Genomic DNA, 19,713 nt, shown 5'->3' with positions numbered 1-19,713 from the left:
AAAATCCTCCTCAAAATAGTTGAAAGTTAGTGTAGATATGTTGATTTTGCGCTAGTGCTCTTCGGAATGGATGCTCTCCTGGCTAATATACACCATGGTTAGCATCGTGAATACGAACGCCTGGATCGCGCCGACGAACACACTGAAGCCTTGCCATACAGCCAATGCCGGAATACCAACCCAGCCCAGACCCAGAATGACGCCGATCATGACCTCGCCCGCGTAGATATTACCGAATAAACGAAGCCCAAGCGTAAGAGGTTTAGCCATCAGCTCGACCAAGTGGATCGGGGTGAATACGACGGATGGCGTGACCCAGTGCTTCCAGTAATGCTTGCCGTTCTTGCGGATGCCTTGGAAATGCGCAATTACGATGACCATGATGGCGAGAGCCATTGTCATAGATGCGTCAGCCGTCGGTGATTTCCACCAGGTGTACGCGACGTGGTCTCCAGCCTCCTTGGCACCAGGAAGGTCGAACCCTAAGAAATGACCGTAGTGCTCCCCATGTGCAGGCTCCGTAATGATACCGAGAGGCAAGCCAAGCAGGTTGCCTACGAAAATGTACATGATCAGCGCCATGCAGAGGCTTAGGTAGATCTTGCCTTTCTTATAATCGGTAGCTTGGCCGATAATGCTCTGCACGAATTCAACGACCCACTCCAGGAAGTTCTGGAGCTTGCCCGGATTATCCACGGACAAATTGCGAACTGCAAGACGGGCCAGCACGAACACAGCGACGCTGGTGATCGCGATCATGAACAAGGCCGATAGATCCAGCCTGAATCCGCCAAGATTAATTACGGGTGCAATATGATCCATCTCTGTTACTTCTCACCCCTTTCGTATCCGGAGTTACCGCCCCGAACGCGACGGTTAGCCAATAAACTCAGTAGGAGTGTTGCCAACGGCGCGGTAAATAAACCGACGACGGTAGCCGCTGGACTAAACTCCAAATAACGATCCGATACGATCACGGCAAGCAGCGCAAGGGAAGTGCGAAAGATAAATCCGAAGCCCGCTCGGGGCTTCCGTCCAGAGAGTATGACGTCTCCAAGCCTTATCGTTTTCCATGCGAGATGCCACGATCCAAATACACTTGCGATCGCGCCGACCATGAATCCGCCGAAAACAGCCTTCTCATTGGGCCATACAGCCCAAGCGACGCAACCTAATGACAAAAAAAAGAGCGTGAAACGCGTGACGCCTTGTAGCAGCTTCGGTAACTCATCCATCATTTACGTCCTGCCCCCGTATACTTGCGAATTAGCCCAGCAACCGTAACGACGCCAACAGCTAATCCAACAAGCAATCCGACAAGGTAACCGTACTCGGTACCTTGGTGCTGATCGTAATTACTGCCAACCCAAAACCCCAACCATAACATGACGCCGAGATCGACTCCGATGGCGCTGACAAGTCCTAATGCCCGCCACGGATTATCGTCCGGCGGCTTTGGTGGGCGGTCCTGGAAATTTGACATGGATTGTCGCTCCTTAAGGCTGCGATTGGAGATGCGAAAGCTAAAAAAGTAAGCCTTTTCTCCCCATGTTCACGTTATATTGTAGCCTTGCGCATTAACGTTTGTCAATTCGCCGAAAATCAAACTTTATGTGAACGAAATCCCCGAAAATGCCGTAAAATCAACGTTTGCGGGGTGCCGCAACCATACAGTTTAACTGTATGCTGTACGCCCCCTGCCGTCTGGGCCAGCAATAGATGGCATTCCTTCGACAGGACAATCCAAGAAGTGGGAATCGGAAGCCTCGAGCTGCCCGCGACAGTATTCTACCTATTGGCATAAAAGGGATGTTATTGGGGGAAGTGGGGCAAAGTAAGGGCGGAAAGGATGGTGCTTCCATGAAGCCTCTCAGCCTCGGCCGCACGTTGGCCATGATTCGCGAAACGCTGGGCAGGAGCGAAGACCTCGTTGTCCGCACGATTCGCCTGGAATGGGCAAAGCCCTCCCCGATCCGCGCCGCGATCGTCTATCTCGACGGCATGGTCGATACGAACACCGTGCAGGAAGCGATCATCGGCGCCCTGCATCGGTACGAGCCGGCAACTCCTGTCTATGAATACAAGCCCGACCTCATCAGGACGCTGCAGGAGGCCGTACTGAACGCGGGCGACGTACAGGTTATGGACCGGCCGGAGGACGGCATACCCATGGTGCTCTCCGGGCATGTACTGCTGTTGGCGGAGGGCATGGAAGCCGGAGTCGCCATCGCTTCGATGGGGTGGAAAGAACGGGCGGTCTCGGATTCCACGACGCAGCCGGTCGTCAAAGGCCCGCAAGAATCATTCACGGAGACGCTTCGGACGAACACCTCTCTTATCCGCAAGAGAGTCAAGGACCCGCGGGTGCGGATCGTCGGCCGCAAGCTCGGAACCGTAACGAACACCGACGTCAACGTCCTTTATATCGAAGATATAGCTGCTCGGGAAATCGTCCAGGAAGTCCTGAAGCGCCTTGAGAACGTATCTTTGAAGGGCATATACGAAGGGGAGTATATCGAAGAATTTTTTCGCGAGAGCAAATGGACGCTGTTCCCCACGACGTACAGCACCGATCGACCGGATTCCGTCGCCGCGGCTCTCGTCGAAGGAAGGATCGCCCTTTGCGTGGACGGCAGCCCTTTCGCGCTAATCGTGCCCGCTCTCTTCCTTGATTTCATCCAGTCTGCCGAGGATTACTACCAGCCTCCGCTCTACAGCAATCTTGTCCGGCTGCTGCGATTTCTCGCGCTGTTCATCGCCACGCTCGCCCCGGCGTTCTATATTTCGATCACGACGTTCCATCAGGATCTGTTTCCGACTCAACTGCTGCTAAGCTTGGCCTCCCAGCGCGAGGGCGTCCCTTTCCCGGCTTTCGTCGAAGCTCTGTTCATGGAGATTACGTTCGAGATCCTGCGGGAAGCCGGCATCCGCATGCCTCGGACGATCGGACAAGCCGTATCGATCGTCGGCACGATCGTGATTGGCGACGCCGCCGTGCAAGCCGGCATCGTCTCCCCGATCATGGTCATCGTCGTCTCCATCACGGCGATATCGAGCTTCGTCATCCCGTCGTATTCGCTGGCGATCTCCGCACGGATCCTTCGGTTTGTCTACATGACCCTAGCCGCGGCGTTCGGTTTCGTCGGCCTGTTCGTCTCGCTCATGCTCACGGCAATCGGATTATGTCGACTAGATTCGTTCGGCGTTCCCTATATGAGCCCGGAGGCGCCATTCGATCCGCAGCACAACAAAGACGCACTCTTCCGGTTGCCCTTCTGGTTCGTCCGGAAGAAACGAAAAACGTAGCTCGAAAGGAGTCGTCGACGTGAAAGCCTTGATGCGAGTTCTCGCCGTCCCGATCCTGCTGGCGCTCGTTCTGTCCGGGTGTTGGGATCGCAACGAGTTGAACAACCTGGCGATCATTCTCGCCGCTGGAGTCGATTACGTAGACGGCATGTACGAGGTTAGCGTCCAGACGATCGATCCGTCGCAAACCTCGAAAAACCCGAAAGGTATTCGCTCGGCCGCGATCCTCTATTCCGAGAGAGGCCCAACCCTCATAGAAGCCGCGCGCAAAATGACGATCAAACGATCGAGGCTCAACTATACCGGGCATATTCGCCTCTACCTGCTAGGCGAAAGCATAGCGCGTCGCGGCATTACCGAGGCGCTGGAGGTCGGCTTCCGCCTCCCCGGCATTCGCCCCGACTATTACATTGCCATCACCCGCGGCTACACCGCAAAGGAAATCCTGAGCTTAGTGACTCCGTTCGAGCAGATTCCTGCCATGGACTTCGTCAAGTCGCTGGCTATATCCGAAGCGGTATGGGCGCCGACTACCGCCGTCAGAGCGTTGGAAATGCAACAGATTCTTCTGTCCGACAGCCGGCAGCCCGTGCTTACCGGGATCACGGTCATCGGAGATTTCCGTAAAGGCCAAACCGCCGGCAACGTGAAACAGCCCAAGTCGCCCGCGGAATACCGATACACCGGCCTTGGCGTAATCAAGAACGATAAGCTGGTCGGGTGGATGAACGAATCCGACAGCAAATCGTACGCCTATATTCATAACCTCGTCAAATCAACGATCGCTTCGACAGAATGCCCGAACTCGAGCGAACGATTCGCTATCGAGCTTAACCGCGTGCATACCTCGCTGAAGCCGCTCGTCCGGAACGGCGAGCCTGCCATGAAACTCGCCATGCAGGTGGAATCCAACCTAGCTGAAGTGAACTGCGATATCGACTTGACCAAGGAGGCTTCTATCGCGAAATTAGAGAGTCTGATGCGCGAGAAAGTGAAGGACGTCATGAGCGACGGTATCCGCCACGTTCAGCAGCAATACGGCGCGGATATCTACGGGTTCGGGGAAGCCTTCTATCGTAAATACCCCAAACAATGGCGCACGTGGCATAAGGATTGGGAGACCCGATTCCGCGAGCTGCCTATCGAGTTCGATATCCGCTATCGCATAGAGCGGATGGGCAAGAACAAGAATTCGGTCAAGTCCAATCCGGATAAAGGAGGGCGAACGGAATGGAGATGATGATCTTCGCGGTAGGAATCGCGTTCTTCGTCTTCGAATCCGTCCAATGGCGAAAGAGATACCGCAACGAACCGATCGCGTTTCCGTCGCTCCTCTATGCGATCGGTCTCGTCTTGGCATGGCTGTCCGCCCGTCACGCGCCGATTCCCGCACCGGCAAGCTTCATCCTTCCGGCGTTCAAACCGGTTATCGAAACCGTCTCATCCTGGCTCGGGTAGGCGTAAGGAGGTTAGAAGATGACGCAGGCGTTGACGTCCAGGCAAGCTATATTCGTATTCAGCATGTTCTATCTCGGAAGCGCCATGTTGTCTTTAACCGGGTTATTGGCCTCCGACGCCGGGCAGGACGCTTGGATTTCGGTCCTCGTCGCTCTTATCGTCCACGCCTTGACGATCCCGCTTTATATGGCGCTCGGCAAGCAAATGGAGGAGCAAAGTTTCGGCGATTACTTGACCGGGTTGTTCGGCTCCTTGGTGGGAAAAGGGGTTGCCGCCGCGTTCGTGCTGTTGTTTCCTTTCTTTATCTACACATTCGGATTGTTCGATCTAACCCAATTCATCCATACCCTCGTCTTGCCGCGAACGCCGACTTCGGCGACGATCCTCATGTACACGATCGTCATCGTCGCAGGCTGCTATAACGGGATCAAGACGATCGGAAGAACGTCCGAATTAACGTTCCCGATCTTGATCGGCTTTGTCGTCGTCATTGCCGTCTCGTTAACTCCTCAGATCGAATGGAAAAATCTGCGCCCCGTCTTGGACAACGGTTTCGCCCCCACCGTCAAGGCGTCCTTGCCCTTGATCGGCTACCCATATTGGGAAATGTCGATGTTCTTATTTGTCTTGCCTTATCTTAAGGATCGAAAGAAGTTCGGCCATATCCTCCTGCATAGCGCGTGGATCAGCGGTGCCGTCTTCTTCGTCACGACGACAATCACGATATTGGTTCTAGGACCGAGGCTGAGCTCACATTTGGTTTATCCGTCCTACTTCGTTACGCGGACGATCAGCATCGGAGATTTCTATGAACGCTTCGAGGAAATTTTTACGTTCGTTTGGTACATTATGATTTATTATCGGTTGTCGATCATGTTCTTCGTTACGGTAGAAGGATTGGCGTACGCCTTCTCCATCGCGAGCAAACAACGCTTACTGATTCCGCTCGCGTTAATCGGCATCACCTTATCGAAATACGCAGCGCCGAACGTTACTGCGCATCTTAACGGAATCCACGACCTGCCTCTCGGCTATTCCGGGTTATTCGGCCTGCTGGTTCCCGCCGTGCTGCTCCTCATCGGCAAAATAAAAAACCGCCCGGCTTAGAGCCGGAACGGTTCTGGACGTTGACCTTGTCCGAAATGATGAAGGATCGCCTGCACGATTCTCTTGGAAGCTTGTCCGTCTCCGTAAGGATTGGCGGCTTTGCTCATTTGCTCGTACAGCTTGGCGTCGGTTAACAGCGTCTTGGCGCGGCTATAGACATCTTCCTCGTTCGTGCCGACGAGCTCGAGCGTCCTCGCTTCGATGCCTTCCGGCCGCTCGGTCGTGTCGCGCAACACGAGAGTCGGGACGCCGAAGGAAGGCGCCTCCTCTTGCAACCCGCCGGAATCGGTCATGATCATGAACGTGTGCGGATAGAAGTTATGGAATTCGAACACGTCGAGCGGCTCGATCAGCTTGATGCGCGGATGGTCGCCGAGAACCTCGTTGGCCGGCTCCCGAACGGCCGGATTCGGATGCACCGCATAGACGAACGCTACGTCTTCGAACTCGTCGGCGATGCGTTTGACCGCCCGGAAAATGTTCAGGTGCGGCTCCCCTATCGACTCGCGACGATGCGCGGTCATAAGAATCATCCGCTTGCCCTTCGCCCAATCGAGCACCGGGTGCGCGAATCCGCGATCGACGGTATATTCGAACACGTCCGTCGCCGTATTGCCCGTGACGTAGATGCGGTCCTCGGGTTTGTTCTCCTTGCGAAGGTTGTTCGCCGACCATTCCGTCGGAGCGAAATGCACGTCGGACAGAACGCCGGCCAATTGGCGGTTCATCTCCTCGGGATACGGATTCAGCTTGTTCCAAGTGCGCAATCCCGCTTCGACGTGTCCGACTTGAATCTGTTGCAGGAACGCGGCGTAGCTGGCTAGGAAGCAAGTCTGCGTATCGCCGTGCACCAGCACGATATCCGGTCGGGATTCCTGCAGAATGGGCTCAAGTCCTTCCAGGACGCGCACCGTCGTACCGGTAAGCGTCTGGCGTTGTTGCATGACGTTCAAGTCGTAATCCGGCTCGATTTTGAAGAAATCAAGCACCTGGTCTAGAAGCTGGCGGTGCTGCGCCGTCACGCAGACGATCGATTCGATCTGCTGCGGATGCTTCCGCAGCTCGAGCACGAGCGGCGCCATCTTGACGGCTTCCGGCCGGGTGCCGAATACCGACATCACTTTGATCTTATTGCTCACGTCCGATTCTCTCTCCTCGTGGACCCTCTATTTCGTTCCGTACAGGCGGTCTCCCGCGTCTCCCAATCCCGGAATGATATATCCGTGCTCGTTAAGCTTCTCGTCGAGCGCGGCCAAATAAATATCGACGTCAGGGTGCTTCTCTTGCACCGCCTTAACGCCTTCCGGCGCCGCGATCAAGCACATCAGCTTGGTAGGGCGGCAGCCCTTCTTCTTCAGCATGTCGATCGCGGCGTTCGCGGACCCGCCCGTCGCCAGCATCGGATCGATGACGATCAACTCGCGTTCGGCGACGTCCGTCGGCAGACTGCAATAATACTCGACCGGCTGCAGCGTCTCGTGATCCCGATACAAGCCGATATGGCCGACTTTGGCCGCCGGAATGATCTTGAGGACGCCGTCCACCATGCCGAGTCCCGCGCGCAATATCGGGATAAGCCCCATCATTCGGCCGGCAATGACTTTGCCTTCGGCTTCCGCCACCGGCGTCTGCACTTTAACCGTGGACAGAGGCACGTCGCGCGTTATCTCGAACGCCATCATCATGGCGACTTCGTCGACAAGCTCGCGGAATTGCTTCGTATTCGTATTTTTGTCCCGAATGAACGTAAGTTTATGTTGAATTAACGGATGATCGCAAATCACGAGTTTCCCCATGATTTCCCTCCCTCTCTCTTCACGACCCGACGGATTTCCTTCGATATTACCGTCGGCCGTCACGCTATGTAGCTTGCCCGTACATTATACCATTGACTCCGAACGGGTGCACGACACCTGATTTCGGGCAGTCACCTATTCAAGACTCCAGCATAGCATGTAGCAAATATTCCGAGGGCGAGCAAGGTCGAAACCCGACGAAGACTCGATTCATCAAGGAGGACTGCCCATGTCAGCCGGATCGGTTCGCAGCCAAGGCCAGCTTTATCAAGCGGATGCCCAGTGGCTCGACCATGTAAAGAAAACCCGCCAGAAGCTCTCGGGAATCTGCGGCCAATGCATGCACCGCAAAGTCAGGGTGCAGACGATCGACGGACATACGTACGAAGGCGTCGTCGTCGGTCACGATCACACATACTTGCATCTCTCGACGACGGCGGCGACGGACTCTCGCTTCTGGGGGCCTGCGGCGATCACGACGCTCGTGCTGTTCGAACTGTTGGTCATCATTCTGTTGCTCTAAGAAGTTCCGGTGTAGTACAATATATTAGAAATTCATATCGGCGTTACCGGAGGAGCCTGCCATCAGCGGGCTCTTTTTGCGTTTTTTCGGAGGTGTGCGGGCCTTGGAATAGAACGCCGTAATGAAGCCACAATAGTAAGCAATTATTTTCCACCGGAAGGGAGCCTTATCAGCATGGAACAGCAAGCCGTTTGGGCAATCGCCATTTTCCTCATCATTTACGCACTCATTATTTCGGAGAAAGTTCATCGAACGATCGTGGCGATGATCGGCGGCGTGCTTATGGTCGCGTTCGGCATCGTCGACCAGACCGAGGCGTTGCACCATATCGACTTCAATACGCTCGGCCTGCTCATCGGCATGATGATCATCGTCAGCATTACCGCCGATACCGGGTTATTCAAGTACATCGCCGTCTGGGCGGCCAAGAAATCGAAGGGCAAACCGGTCAGCATCCTGGTCACGCTGTCGCTCATCACCGCCGTCGGCTCCGCGTTCCTCGATAACGTGACGACCGTACTGCTGATGGTGCCCGTCACGTTCAGCATTACCCGCCAGCTCGGCGTACCGCCGATTCCGTTCCTTATCTCTCAGATCATCGCTTCGAACGTAGGCGGCACGGCGACTTTAATCGGAGATCCGCCCAACATCATGATCGGCAGCGCGGTCGAGGAATTGACGTTTATGGCCTTTATCAACAATCTGGCCCCTGTCGCAGCCATCATCATGGCGGCGACGCTTCCGATTTTCGTCCTCCTTTTCCGCAAGCAGATCGTTACGACTCCCGAAGCGACGAAACGGATCATGGAAATGGACGAGAAGGCGCTTATTCAAGATCGCGGGCTGCTAGTCAAAAGCTTAGCGGTGCTCGGGTTGACGATACTCGGCTTCTTCCTCCACCAAGCGCTGCACCTGGAATCGGCGACGGTCGCGCTCGCAGGCGCCTTCCTGCTCCTGTTGCTGACGGGCGAACATAAGATGGAGGAAGCCTTCACCAAGGTCGAGTGGACGACGATCTTCTTCTTCGTCGGTCTGTTCGTTCTCGTCTCGGGCTTGATCGAGACCGGCGTCATCGCGGAGCTCGCCGCTAAAGCGATCGAATTAACGGACGGGGACGTCGTAGCTACGTCGCTCTTGATCTTATGGTTAAGCGCGATCGCCTCCGCGTTCTTGGACAATATCCCATTCGTCGCCACCATGATTCCGATGATTCAGGAAATGGGCAATATGGGAGTCAGCGACTTGGAGCCATTATGGTGGAGCTTGGCGTTAGGCGCGTGCTTGGGCGGCAACGGCTCGCTGATCGGAGCGAGCGCGAACCTGATCGTAGCCGGCATGTCCGGGAAGGAAGGCCATCCGATCAGATTCGTACAGTATCTCAAATACGGGTTCCCGCTCATGCTGCTTTCCGTCGTTATCGCCCACGTCTATGTGTATGTGCGATACTTAATGTAATAAGGAGGGAGTAAACCGATGAAGCTGGCTTACGCTTACGAGAACGCGGTTATGGATCTGACGGAGACGCCAAACGGTAACGACGTCGAGTTCGAGCTCCGCTTGAGCTCGGAGGATCATTGGAAGCGAATGAAGGAAGTACAGAAGCGGTTCGAGAGCGACGAGGTGTACACGGACGTTCTCTTCTATCCGTACGAGAACTTCCGCATTCGAGCTATCGTGCGCCACGATTACTATACGGACTTTATACTCGAACTGATGAAGCATCGGTTGTTGACTAAAGTGGAATGGTCTTAAAGCCGACGGCTCGCCGGTCGCGTTACATCGCGATTAGCGAGCCGTCGTTTGTTGATCGATGATGCGGCCTGTCATCGAATGGACGACGCAAATCTGCGTGCGATCCGGATCGCGTAGCGGAAGCGTGACGATATACACGAGCGGAGTGCCTTTCCTCGACGCCAAGTAATAACGTTCCGCCGCCGGTTCGTTCGCGAGCTCGCCGCTCGCGTGTCTTAGCGCGACGCGAATCGCATCGCGTTCCGAGTAAGCCGAATGCATCCCGATCCGGTTAAGCTTCGTTTCCAGACCGGGATAGAACGTGCCCGCGACTTCGCGAACGACCCCGTCCTTATCCAATGCGACGGTTAAACGGTCTTCCCGCACCGGGGTCCGGAACAGCATATGCCTCAAATAGACGTTGTGCCCGTCCGCATGCCGCTCGACGCCTTCGATACGCAGCTCCCTCTGTACGTCGCGGATCCCGTACAAAGCTCTATATTTGTTCATAAAACCGATGGCGATCCATGCCGGGGAATGTTTCGTCTTGCTCGACAGCTTCCCTTCGATACGGGATGGCGTGCCCGTCTCGGGACTCCACTCGAGCGTCATCGTACCTCCCGAGACGGCGCTCAAACGCTTCAGAGCGGCTTCCGCTTTCCATGGACGATCGGTCGCTGCCGCGGAAGGAACGATGTCCGTTGCAAGCGCTGCGATTATGCCAATACTAACGACCAACACGGCGATAATGCGAGATCGATTCAACTTGCGCGCCCTCCTTGCCTCAATCGGCGAGTATTATTCCCATTTCTTCACATCGTTTGGGCATATTATTCCGTGTCGGCCGAATCTCGATGTCGGAAGTTGATCGAGCACAATCGAGCCGATCATGATATTATAGTACTGTGCAAGAAATCACACAGATCAGTTCGAATTCAGGGAGGATGTTCCGCGCGATGAGTTATTTGGGCAAACCTTACTCGTTAAAAGGATTAACGCTGCGCAACCGGGTCGTCATGAGCCCGATGTGCCAATATTCCGTAGATGCCGAGGACGGCATTCCGAACGAATGGCATTACGTGCACTATACTTCGCGGGCGATCGGCGGCGCCGGGCTGATCATCATCGAGATGACGGACGTCGAGCCGGACGGCAGGATCACGAACCGCGATCTTGGCCTATGGTCGGACGATCACATCCCGGCGTTCCGCCGCATCATCGATCAACTGCATAAGTACGGAGCGAAGGTCGCCATCCAAGTCGCGCACGCCGGACGCAAGGCGCAGGACGCCAATCCGCCTGTCGGGCCGGGCGACGTTCCGTTCGACGACACCTATAAGACACCCCGCGCGCTGTCGACCGAAGAAGCGTGGCAGCTCGTCGGCAAATTCGCCGATGCGACTCGCCGGGCGGTCGCCGCAGGCGTCGACACGATCGAGCTGCATGGCGCGCACGGCTACTTGATCCACCAGTTCCAATCGCCGAACTCGAACAAGCGCACCGATGAATTCGGACAAGACCTATCCAAATTCGGAGTCGAGGTCATCAAAGCGGTGAAAGCCGTCATGCCGGCAGACATGCCGCTGATCATGCGCGTGTCCGCAATCGAATATGCCGAGGGCGGCTACGATATCGACTATGCGATCGATCTGTGCCGCAAGTACCGCGACGCCGGCGTGGACATGTTCGACGTTTCGAGCGGCGGAGACGGCGTATCGGCCGGACGCAAGCCGGGCAATATCCCCGGCTACCACGTTCCGCTGGCCGTCGCGATCAAGAAGGCGCTTGACGTGCCGGTCATCACCGTCGGACTGATCGACGACGAGAAGCTCGCCGAGAGCATTCTCGGCAGCGGCAACGCCGATCTCGTGGCGATCGGACGCGGCATGCTTCGCAATCCGTACTGGGCGGTCGACGCTCTCCGCAAGCTCGACGGCAAGACGGAAGTCGTCCCGCAGTACGAACGCGGATATTGAGCATTGAACAACGGCTGCACTTCGTATGTTAGACGACGTCTAGCATGCGGAGTGCAGTTTTCTTATGCCCCGAGGTATAATGAGAACCAAATGGACTTGAGGAGCCTGAATCATGAAACGCGCAACGATTCTGATCGCCGACGACGAGTCGGAAATCGCCGATTTGATCGCGATACATCTAGAGAAGGAAGGCTATCGTACCGTTATAGTTGCCGACGGAGCAGCCGCGATTCGCACGGTTCAGACGCAGGAGATCGATCTGGCTATTCTGGATATCATGATGCCCAAGCTGGACGGTCATGAGGTGACTCGCCAAATTCGGGAGAAGCATGTCATGCCGATTATTTTCCTAAGCGCCAAAACATCGGACCTCGACAAAATAACCGGACTTGTCATCGGAGCGGACGACTATATGACGAAGCCGTTCAACCCGATGGAATTGGTTGCGCGGGTTAACGCCCAGCTTCGCCGATCGTTATCGCTTTCACAGCCCGCGCACACAAGTGCTTCGGTCGTAGAAGCCGGCGGATTAGTCGTAGATCCGGACAACCGCTCCGTTCTCCTGTATGGTCATGACGTCGAGCTGACGCCGAAGGAATTCGATATTTTATATTTGCTTGCCAGCCATCCGAACAAGGTATTCAGCGCGGAAAATATATTTCAGCAAGTATGGGGAGAGTCCTATTACGGAGGCGGCAATACCGTCATGGTCCATATCCGCACCCTCAGGAAGAAGCTCGGCGAGACCCATCATCCGATTATCAAAACCGTATGGGGAGTAGGTTATAAATTCAATGGATAGAGCGCTGCGCGGCTTCAGGGCGAGAATGGTTCGGTTATTCGGGCTTAGCATGATAGCGGCCGGAATCTTGACTTACTCGTTATACAAAATTCTTCAGCACTACTATCGCGGGAACGTCAAGTACGGCGACAAGGCGGCGGAATGGCGCGGGATCGTTCAGACGATCGGCGACTTGAATTTCTTCCTGATCGTGTTTATCCCGCTGTCGTTCGTCATCTTCTTCATGCTGACCAAACCGTACGCCTCTTATTTCGAACGCATATCCGCCGGCATTCGAAGCCTGGCGGCCGGCAATCTGAGTACGCGCGTGGAGTTGAAATCGGGCGATGAGTTCGAGGCCGTCGCCGATGACATCAACAAAGCGAGCGAACAGCTGAAAACCGCGATCGAACGCGGGACCTTCGCCGAAAGCAGCAAGGACCAGCTCGTCTTGAATTTGGCGCACGATCTGCGAACGCCGCTCACATCCGTGCTCGGGTACTTGGATCTCGTTCTGAACAACGAACGACTGACGGCGGAACAAACCCGGCATTATACGACGATCGCTTATACGAAATCGCGGCGGCTGGAGAAGCTGATCGACGAGCTGTTCGAAGTGACGAGAATGAGCTACGGCAATCTTCCGATCGACAAGAAGCCGATCGATCTCGGAGAGCTGCTAAGCCAACTGGCCGAAGAGCTTTATCCCGTCTTCGAGAACAGCAACCTGGAAGCTAGATTATCGGCTGCCCCGAACGTTGTTATCGACGGCGACGGCGATCTTCTCGCGCGCGTTTTCGAGAATCTGCTGGCGAATGCCGCTCGTTACGGCAAGGACGGCCGCTTCGTCGATATCTCGTGTCAATGCGAAGGTACGGAAGCGGTCGTGCAAGTCGCGAATTACGGACAAGTCATTCCTGAAGCCGAGCTTCCTTATCTGTTCGATATGTTCTATACGGGAGATAGGGCGCGTACGCTTCAAACCGAAGGCACGGGGTTAGGGCTGTACATCGCCAAAAATATCGTGAACCGGCATTCAGGCACGATCGGCGCCGAAAGCAGCTTGATCCGTACCGTCTTCGAAGTTCGATTGCCGCTCCGGGTTGAAACTTAATAAAAACTTTATTTTTACCCTTCTTCTTTCTTAAATTAATTCTCTTACCCTTGAGTTATCAAAGCTAGGGAAGGGAATTGAGCGACATGAATCGGGGTTTATTACTGTTGCTGGCGATCGGTTTGCTCGCGGGTTGCGGTTTGTTCCGACAGGACCGGGAAGTCTCGATCAACCACCTCGGAACCGGCGGCGTTGTTGGCGTCAGTCAGGGCTCGACCAAGACGATACAAATAAGCAAAGATCAAATTTATAAAGGGAATTTGATTCTCGTCAATAAAACGTATCCCCTTCATAAAGGCAGCACGGCGTCCGATATCGTAAACCTATACGAGCACCGGGAGCTGCTTGACGGGTTCGGGCTGCTTAACGATCAAATCCGGCTGCCGACCGACCTCGTACAACGCTTCTCGGACATGGTTGCCGGAGCTGCGAAGGACGGCGTCGACCATTTCCTCATCAGCAGCGGCTATCGCGATCGTACCGAACAGAACAAGCTGTACGAAGAGAAAGGAAGCGATTATGCGCTGCCGGCAGGCCATAGCGAACACAATCTAGGCCTCTCCCTCGATATCGGTTCGTCTCTCGCTCCGATGAACGAGGCTCCGGAAGGGAAGTGGCTGAAGGACAACGCGTCCGATTACGGGTTCATTCTGCGATATCCGAAGAACAAAACGAAGATAACGGGCATACAGTACGAGCCGTGGCATTTTCGCTATGTCGGGCTTCCGCACAGCCGGATCATGCAGGAGAAGAATATGGCGCTGGAGGAGTATCTGGACTTTCTCCGCAAGCAAAAGTCGATATCGGTGAACGTAGGCGGCGAAAGTTACAAGGTGATGTATAAGCCGGTTGCCCGCGAGACCACGGTTCAATTGCCCGCAGGCAGCGAATACGAGGTGTCCGGCAACAATATGGACGGGGTCATCGTGACCGTGCGGGTTTGAGGGTAGGTGGGGTTGGCGGGGTTGGCGGGGTTGGCGGGGTTGGCGGAGCACGAAATAACAACGATTCGCAGGTATTTAGGGCATCATCCGCTACTTCGCCGACAATAACAACGATTCGCAGGTATTTCGGGCATCATCCGCTACTTCGCCGACAATAACAACGATTCGTAGGTATTTCGGGCATCATCCGCTACTTCGCCGACAATAACAACGATTCGCAGGTATTTTCCTTATTAGCGCGAATTCCAACTGTATTTTAGGAAAATAATAATCGAATTGTTGTTATTTCGGCGCGAGAGGCAGTATTCGATAAAATAAATGCCGCTTGGTTGTTATTAACCACCGCGATCACATAAACGGCTTTCGAATGAGCTCGTAACGAACGACCCGCTTCCCGTCTTTACCGGTAACTGGACGAAACCAGCCGGATCCGCATAATGCGGTCAGTTCCCGCACTGCACGCCGATGCGTCATTCCAAGGAGCTGCTGTAAATCCAACGGACGTATGGGGCGAGCAATGGTAAGCGCGCTCCGAACAATCTCGTTCTCCGCGAACGTCAACTTCGGCGTCATTGCCGGTTCCGATTCGTATTGACTGAGCAGCATACGCAGCATGGCGACGATTAGCTCGGGCTGATCTCGTATGTCGTCATAAGCGATGGACACCACACGGTAGCCCACCCCCTCGAAAAACAACTCCCTCTCGCATTCCTTGCGATAACCTTGGCGATCCATTTCCTGAACGTGCGGCCCGAACCCTTTGATTTCGATGATAAGCTTAAGAATGCCGGCTAGCGAGAAGTATACAAAGTCGGCGAAGTAAGGCTTGCCTCTCCAGTCAAGCAACTCATACTCCGGATGGAGCCTATCGAAGTTACCTTTCAGCAACCACCATATTTTCTCCGCAAAACTTTTCTCCCCGTGCCCATGTCCCCGCTCCAGCCTTCCTTTGCGTTCACCTCTTCTGCGACTCAAATGATACTGAATGAACTGTTGATGCGCCTGTTCGAAACTCAATGATCTTCCCCTCCGATCGTTATGCGTACATCCTCCAACAACGCAAAAACGTCCCAATCCATTCGAAGTGAATGGGTCGGGACGTTCTTCGTCTCTTGCGGCTATTATAGCGCTCGCAAAGCGGAATAACAACTATTTACAGTTTATTCGAGCGTTACAAGTTTCTTCGACGAGAGATTAGCAACCATTCGCAGTTATTTCGTGTGTTACTGGTTACTTCGGCGAGAATAACAACCATAAGCAGCTATTTTCCCCACCTGGTGCAAATTACCGCAGAATACTGGAAAATAACTATCGATTGGTTGTTATTGCGGCGCGATTGATGGTGTGCGAGGAAATAACTATCGATTGGTTGTTATTGCGGCGCAAGGGGGTTACCAAGGCGAGGTCCGCCCGAGATTGTCGCGAACTGCGACAATGTGGCGCGGGAGCGGCGCGATTGGTTCGAGATTGTCGCGAACTGCGACAATGTGGCGCGGGAGCGGCGCGATTGGTTCGAAATTGTCGCGAACTGCGACAATGTGGCGCGGGAGCGGCGCGATTGGTCCGAGATTGTCGCGAACTGCGACAATGTGGCGCGGGAGCGGCGCGATTGGTTCGAGATTGTCGCGAACTGCGACAATGTGGCGCGGGAGCGGCGCGATTGGTTCGAGATTGTCGCGAACTGCGACAAAAAAGCTGGCATCGATTCGTCATCGATGCCAGCTTTGTTCATCAGTACGCCAAGTTAGGGTACAGCGGGTATTGAGCCGTAAGGTCGGCGACCATGCCGCGGGCTTTCTCGAGCGTTGCCGCGTCTTTCGGGTTCTTGAGCGTGAGGGCGATCACTTTCGCGATCGTCTTCATCGCTTCAGGTCCCATGCCGCGCGTCGTAATGGCAGGCGTGCCTACGCGGATGCCGCTCGTGATGAACGGGCTCGTCGGGTCGAAAGGAATCGCGTTCTTGTTGACCGTGATCGCGACGGAGTCGAGCACGTGCTCGGCTTCTTTGCCCGTTATGTTCAGGTTCCGCGTATCGATCAGCATCAAGTGGTTGTCCGTGCCGCCGGATACGAGGTGCAAGCCCTCCGCGATCAGCGCGTCGGCCAGCGCTTTGGCGTTGACGACGACGTTCTTCGCATAGTCTTTGAACGAAGGCTGCAGCGCTTCGCCGAGCGCGACGGCTTTAGCAGCGATGATGTGCATGAGCGGACCGCCTTGCGTGCCCGGAAATACGGCTTTATCGATGGCCGCTGCCCAAGGCTGCCGGCACAGGATCATGCCGCCGCGAGGACCGCGAAGCGTCTTGTGCGTCGTCGTCGTCACGAAGTGAGCATGCGGTACCGGGCTCTGATGCTGGCCGCCTGCGACAAGGCCCGCGATATGCGCCATATCCACCATGAACAGCGCGCCTACGTCGTTGGCGATTTTGCCCATTTTTTCGAAATCGATCGTGCGGGGGTAAGCGGAAGCGCCGGCAACGATCAGGCGCGGACGGTGCTTGAACGCCGCTTTGCGTACTTCTTCGTAGTCGATCGTGAACGTCTCTTCGTCAACGCCGTACGCGACGAAGTTGTAAAGCAAGCCGGAAGCGTTCGCCGGGTTGCCGTGCGTCAAGTGACCGCCGTGCGCGAGGTTCATGCCGAGAACCGTGTCGCCCGGCTTAAGTACGGCCAAGTAAACCGCAAGGTTCGCTTGAGCGCCGGAGTGAGGCTGCACGTTCGCGTGCTCCGCGCCGAACAGTTCTTTCGCGCGGTTGCGGGCGATTTCTTCCGGGATATCGACGTATTCGCATCCGCCGTAGTAACGTTTGCCCGGATAGCCTTCCGCGTACTTGTTCGTCAGAACGGTGCCCATCGTCTCAAGAACGGCTTCGCTGACGATATTCTCCGACGCGATCAGTTCGATGTTGTCGCGTTGGCGCTTAAGCTCGAGGTTCAGCGCTTTGACGATTTCGGGATCTTGCTTGTTAAGATTCTCCAACATGGTGATAAGCCTCCTAATGGATAAGTTCATGTTCCAAGTTCTATAGGGTGTTGCATTAATCGCATGTGTTCGACCGCGAAGGAGTTCCCGCCGCCGCATCCGCGTCCAGCGAATAGACGGCGCGGGCGCCGCCGATCAGCATCGGGCGCGTCGTCGCCATCGCGACTCTCGCCTGTCCGATCCAGCGGATCGTCGGACGCACGGGCACGGCTACGCGGCGCAGGTGCATGCCGATCATCGTCTCGCCGATGTCGACTCCGGCGTGCGCTTGCACGGCTTCCACGAGGCACGGGTCGGCGTGCTTACGGTAAGCGAACGACGCCATCGATCCCCCGGCCTTCGGTACCGGAACGGCGGACACTTCGGTCCAGCCTCGCGCTTCGGCCAACCCGCGATCGGTCACGAGCGCCCGGTTCAGATGCTCGCAGCATTGCCATACCGCGTGAAAACCGATTCGGCTCCGCACCCTCTCGACGCCCTCGTAAATTTGCGCGGCAACCGATTCGGTGCCCGAAGTGCCGATTCGCGCCCCTTGCACCTCGCTCGTGCTGACGCCGAAGACGACGATGTGGCCCGGACGCAAAGCCGCGGCTTGCGCGAGCTCGCTTACGACTTGTTCTACTTGTTCCGCAATCGTGTTCCGAGCATCAAGAGTCACCCGCGAAACCTCCATTCGATGCAGCTTACTTCGTTTCCAGCGCCATCACTTTATTGATGCGGTTCTGGTGGCGTTCACCGCCGGTGAACGGCGTCTCCAGCCAAATCTTGACGATCTCCGCCGCAAGCCCCGGACCGATGACGCGCTCGCCCATCGCCAGGACGTTCGTATCGTTATGCTCTCTGGTCGCTTTGGCCGAGAACATATCGTGCACGAGCGCGCAGCGAATGCCGTGCGTCTTGTTCGCGGCGATCGACATCCCGATGCCCGTGCCGCATATGAGAATTCCTCGCTCCGCTTCGCCGCCGACGACTTTGTCGCATACCGGCAGCGCGTAATCCGGGTAATCCACGGAATCGCTGCAATCGCAGCCGACGTCGATGATTTCGTGGCCCATGGCCTTCAGGACGGGAACGATTTCGTCTTTTAACCGATAACCCGCGTGGTCTGCCCCAATCGCGATTTTCATCCTCATGACCTCCCTTGTATACGTAGCTATTATACTCGAATTGCTTCCAGCCAAACAGAATTCGACATCACCAAAGCCGTATGAAGACAAAAAAGAGCAAACGTGCACACGCACGCTGCTCTTCGCCCAGGCGACCGGCCGGCCATTCCGATGCTCCACCGTGGTTCTACCCACTACGCGTCGCCAGTTACATCGGAACCTTGAAGTTGTGCTTTCATCATACCGAACGGGAGCGAAAAAATCAATCACCCTTCGCGCCTATTCGCTCTTCGAATCGACCGCATCCAACCTCTCGACGATGCTCAGGAGCGCATCCTCGATCTCGTCCGCGCATTGCTCGTACAGCGCGAGCGAGCCGCCGAACGGGTCCGCGATGTCGAAATTCGGAATTCGCCGCTGCAGCTCGAACAGCCGCGCCTGCTCCTCCTCGGACAATTGCTGGCCGAGCGCTTGGCGCATCTGCCACTCCGTGTACAGGCTTTCCGCTTCCGCGACGTCGTCCATGACGGAATCGTCCTTCAGCGCGTATTCCTTAAGCGTGTGCGTCTTGCCGATCGCTTCCGGATACGCCTGGACGATCGCCCGCTTATGGCTCGTCGACAACGTTAATATCAAATCCGACCAGTCTACTTCGTTCGCCGTCAAGGCGGTCGATGCTCCGGGGGCTTCCAAGTTGCGCTTGCGAAGCGCCGTAACGGCATGGGGAGATGCCGGCAAGCCGTTCATCGTGGACACCCCCGCGGAGCGCACTTGGACTTTCTTGCCCGCGCGCGCCGCCAAATCCGCCAGCATCGCGTGCGCCATCGGGCTGCGGCACGTATTCCCCGTACATACGATCAAAATTCGGAGCATACGCTCACCCCTTCGG

23 protein-coding genes and 1 riboswitch are annotated in these 19,713 nt (G+C 55.7%); of the genes, 12 read left to right on the top strand and 11 right to left on the bottom strand.

Going from position 1 to position 19,713, the window contains the following annotated elements; all coding sequences use genetic code 11:
• Positions 1–51 precede the first annotated feature (51 nt).
• From atpB to COHPA_RS0115835, 3 genes are read right to left on the bottom strand one after another with little or no spacing between them, the layout of a single operon-like run.
• Positions 52–822 carry a F0F1 ATP synthase subunit A gene (atpB, locus tag COHPA_RS0115845; protein WP_027087141.1) on the bottom strand — a complete coding sequence of 257 codons (771 nt, stop codon included), beginning with the start codon at positions 820–822 and terminating at the stop codon, positions 52–54.
• A 5-nt stretch (positions 823–827) separates the two neighbouring features.
• Positions 828–1,238 (bottom strand): ATP synthase subunit I, encoded by a 411-nt coding sequence (locus COHPA_RS0115840; protein WP_027087140.1) that lies wholly within the window; start codon positions 1,236–1,238, stop codon positions 828–830.
• Positions 1,235–1,483 (bottom strand): AtpZ/AtpI family protein, encoded by a 249-nt coding sequence (locus COHPA_RS0115835; protein WP_027087139.1) that lies wholly within the window; start codon positions 1,481–1,483, stop codon positions 1,235–1,237. Before COHPA_RS0115835 ends, COHPA_RS0115840 begins: the two co-directional genes overlap by 4 nt.
• A 377-nt stretch (positions 1,484–1,860) precedes the next feature.
• Between COHPA_RS0115835 and COHPA_RS0115830 the strand changes: the two genes are divergently transcribed.
• From COHPA_RS0115830 to COHPA_RS0115815, 4 genes are read left to right on the top strand one after another with little or no spacing between them, the layout of a single operon-like run.
• On the top strand, positions 1,861–3,306 hold the full coding sequence (locus COHPA_RS0115830) for a spore germination protein (RefSeq protein WP_027087138.1): 1,446 nt from the start codon (positions 1,861–1,863) through the stop codon (positions 3,304–3,306).
• A gap of 19 nt (positions 3,307–3,325) precedes the next feature.
• Complete coding sequence (locus COHPA_RS0115825) at positions 3,326–4,546, top strand: Ger(x)C family spore germination protein (RefSeq protein ID WP_027087137.1); 1,221 nt, start codon at positions 3,326–3,328, stop codon at positions 4,544–4,546.
• Positions 4,537–4,764 carry a hypothetical protein gene (locus COHPA_RS0115820; RefSeq protein WP_027087136.1) on the top strand — a complete coding sequence of 76 codons (228 nt, stop codon included), beginning with the start codon at positions 4,537–4,539 and terminating at the stop codon, positions 4,762–4,764. The genes COHPA_RS0115825 and COHPA_RS0115820 overlap by 10 nt, the downstream gene beginning before the upstream one ends.
• Before the next feature lie 18 nt (positions 4,765–4,782).
• Positions 4,783–5,871: a GerAB/ArcD/ProY family transporter gene (locus tag COHPA_RS0115815; protein WP_027087135.1), complete on the top strand. Its 1,089-nt coding sequence runs from the start codon at positions 4,783–4,785 to the stop codon at positions 5,869–5,871.
• Here the strand turns inward: COHPA_RS0115815 and wecB are convergent.
• Positions 5,868–6,989, bottom strand: a complete 1,122-nt coding sequence (gene wecB, locus COHPA_RS0115810; RefSeq protein WP_035121092.1) for a non-hydrolyzing UDP-N-acetylglucosamine 2-epimerase — start codon at positions 6,987–6,989, stop codon at positions 5,868–5,870. The two genes, COHPA_RS0115815 and wecB, sit on opposite strands and share 4 nt — an antisense overlap.
• A 48-nt stretch (positions 6,990–7,037) precedes the next feature.
• Positions 7,038–7,667 (bottom strand): uracil phosphoribosyltransferase, encoded by a 630-nt coding sequence (gene upp, locus COHPA_RS0115805; RefSeq protein WP_027087133.1) that lies wholly within the window; start codon positions 7,665–7,667, stop codon positions 7,038–7,040.
• 229 nt (positions 7,668–7,896) lie between these two features.
• Between upp and COHPA_RS0115800 the strand changes: the two genes are divergently transcribed.
• The 3 genes from COHPA_RS0115800 (at position 7,897) to COHPA_RS0115790 (ending at position 9,942) form a co-directional block, all read left to right on the top strand.
• Entirely contained in the window at positions 7,897–8,190 is a 294-nt protein-coding gene (locus COHPA_RS0115800; RefSeq protein ID WP_027087132.1) for an LSm family protein, read from the top strand.
• Positions 8,191–8,364: 174 nt separating this feature from the next.
• Positions 8,365–9,645, top strand: coding sequence for an ArsB/NhaD family transporter (locus tag COHPA_RS0115795; protein WP_027087131.1), 1,281 nt, complete (start codon positions 8,365–8,367; stop codon positions 9,643–9,645).
• An 18-nt stretch (positions 9,646–9,663) separates the two neighbouring features.
• Complete coding sequence (locus tag COHPA_RS0115790; protein ID WP_027087130.1) at positions 9,664–9,942, top strand: hypothetical protein; 279 nt, start codon at positions 9,664–9,666, stop codon at positions 9,940–9,942.
• Between the two features lie 33 nt (positions 9,943–9,975).
• Here the strand turns inward: COHPA_RS0115790 and COHPA_RS0115785 are convergent, their stop codons facing one another.
• Positions 9,976–10,686 carry a hypothetical protein gene (locus COHPA_RS0115785; protein WP_027087129.1) on the bottom strand — a complete coding sequence of 237 codons (711 nt, stop codon included), beginning with the start codon at positions 10,684–10,686 and terminating at the stop codon, positions 9,976–9,978.
• Positions 10,687–10,877: 191 nt separating this feature from the next.
• Here COHPA_RS0115785 and COHPA_RS0115780 point away from each other — a divergent pair, with 191 nt between their 5' ends.
• The 4 genes from COHPA_RS0115780 (at position 10,878) to COHPA_RS0115765 (ending at position 14,736) form a co-directional block, all read left to right on the top strand.
• Positions 10,878–11,897 (top strand): NADH:flavin oxidoreductase/NADH oxidase, encoded by a 1,020-nt coding sequence (locus COHPA_RS0115780; RefSeq protein ID WP_035121090.1) that lies wholly within the window; start codon positions 10,878–10,880, stop codon positions 11,895–11,897.
• A gap of 112 nt (positions 11,898–12,009) precedes the next feature.
• Positions 12,010–12,699 carry a response regulator transcription factor gene (locus tag COHPA_RS0115775; RefSeq protein WP_027087127.1) on the top strand — a complete coding sequence of 230 codons (690 nt, stop codon included), beginning with the start codon at positions 12,010–12,012 and terminating at the stop codon, positions 12,697–12,699.
• The gene (locus tag COHPA_RS0115770; protein ID WP_027087126.1) at positions 12,692–13,792 is read left to right on the top strand and encodes a sensor histidine kinase; all 1,101 of its coding nucleotides are present in this window, start codon (positions 12,692–12,694) and stop codon (positions 13,790–13,792) included. The genes COHPA_RS0115775 and COHPA_RS0115770 overlap by 8 nt, the downstream gene beginning before the upstream one ends.
• Positions 13,793–13,878: 86 nt before the next feature.
• Entirely contained in the window at positions 13,879–14,736 is an 858-nt protein-coding gene (locus tag COHPA_RS0115765; protein ID WP_027087125.1) for a D-Ala-D-Ala carboxypeptidase VanY, read from the top strand.
• Positions 14,737–15,084: 348 nt separating this feature from the next.
• On the opposite strand, the gene COHPA_RS0115760 is transcribed toward COHPA_RS0115765, so the two are convergent.
• Positions 15,085–15,753: a PDDEXK family nuclease gene (locus COHPA_RS0115760; protein WP_027087124.1), complete on the bottom strand. Its 669-nt coding sequence runs from the start codon at positions 15,751–15,753 to the stop codon at positions 15,085–15,087.
• A gap of 419 nt (positions 15,754–16,172) precedes the next feature.
• Between COHPA_RS0115760 and COHPA_RS0115755 the strand changes: the two genes are divergently transcribed.
• Positions 16,173–16,484: a hypothetical protein gene (locus tag COHPA_RS0115755; RefSeq protein WP_027087123.1), complete on the top strand. Its 312-nt coding sequence runs from the start codon at positions 16,173–16,175 to the stop codon at positions 16,482–16,484.
• On the opposite strand, the gene COHPA_RS0115750 is transcribed toward COHPA_RS0115755, so the two are convergent.
• The 4 genes from COHPA_RS0115750 to COHPA_RS0115735 all read right to left on the bottom strand — a co-directional run bounded on the left by COHPA_RS0115750 (position 16,468) and on the right by COHPA_RS0115735 (position 19,697).
• The gene (locus tag COHPA_RS0115750; RefSeq protein WP_156926756.1) at positions 16,468–17,715 is read right to left on the bottom strand and encodes a serine hydroxymethyltransferase; all 1,248 of its coding nucleotides are present in this window, start codon (positions 17,713–17,715) and stop codon (positions 16,468–16,470) included. The two genes, COHPA_RS0115755 and COHPA_RS0115750, sit on opposite strands and share 17 nt — an antisense overlap.
• Before the next feature lie 58 nt (positions 17,716–17,773).
• Positions 17,774–18,391, bottom strand: coding sequence for a TIGR01440 family protein (locus tag COHPA_RS0115745; protein WP_035119565.1), 618 nt, complete (start codon positions 18,389–18,391; stop codon positions 17,774–17,776).
• Positions 18,392–18,401: 10 nt separating this feature from the next.
• Complete coding sequence (gene rpiB, locus COHPA_RS0115740; protein ID WP_027087120.1) at positions 18,402–18,845, bottom strand: ribose 5-phosphate isomerase B; 444 nt, start codon at positions 18,843–18,845, stop codon at positions 18,402–18,404.
• 117 nt (positions 18,846–18,962) lie between these two features.
• Positions 18,963–19,046: riboswitch (ZMP/ZTP riboswitch) on the bottom strand.
• A 57-nt stretch (positions 19,047–19,103) separates the two neighbouring features.
• On the bottom strand, positions 19,104–19,697 hold the full coding sequence (locus COHPA_RS0115735; RefSeq protein ID WP_027087119.1) for a low molecular weight protein arginine phosphatase: 594 nt from the start codon (positions 19,695–19,697) through the stop codon (positions 19,104–19,106).
• Between the last annotated feature and the right edge of the window lie 16 nt (positions 19,698–19,713).

The organism is Cohnella panacarvi Gsoil 349 (assembly GCF_000515335.1).
GTDB classification, from domain to species: domain Bacteria; phylum Bacillota; class Bacilli; order Paenibacillales; family Paenibacillaceae; genus Cohnella; species Cohnella panacarvi.
The sequence above is the reverse complement of the archived record's forward strand: the minus strand, read 5'-3'. Positions and strand labels throughout refer to the sequence as shown.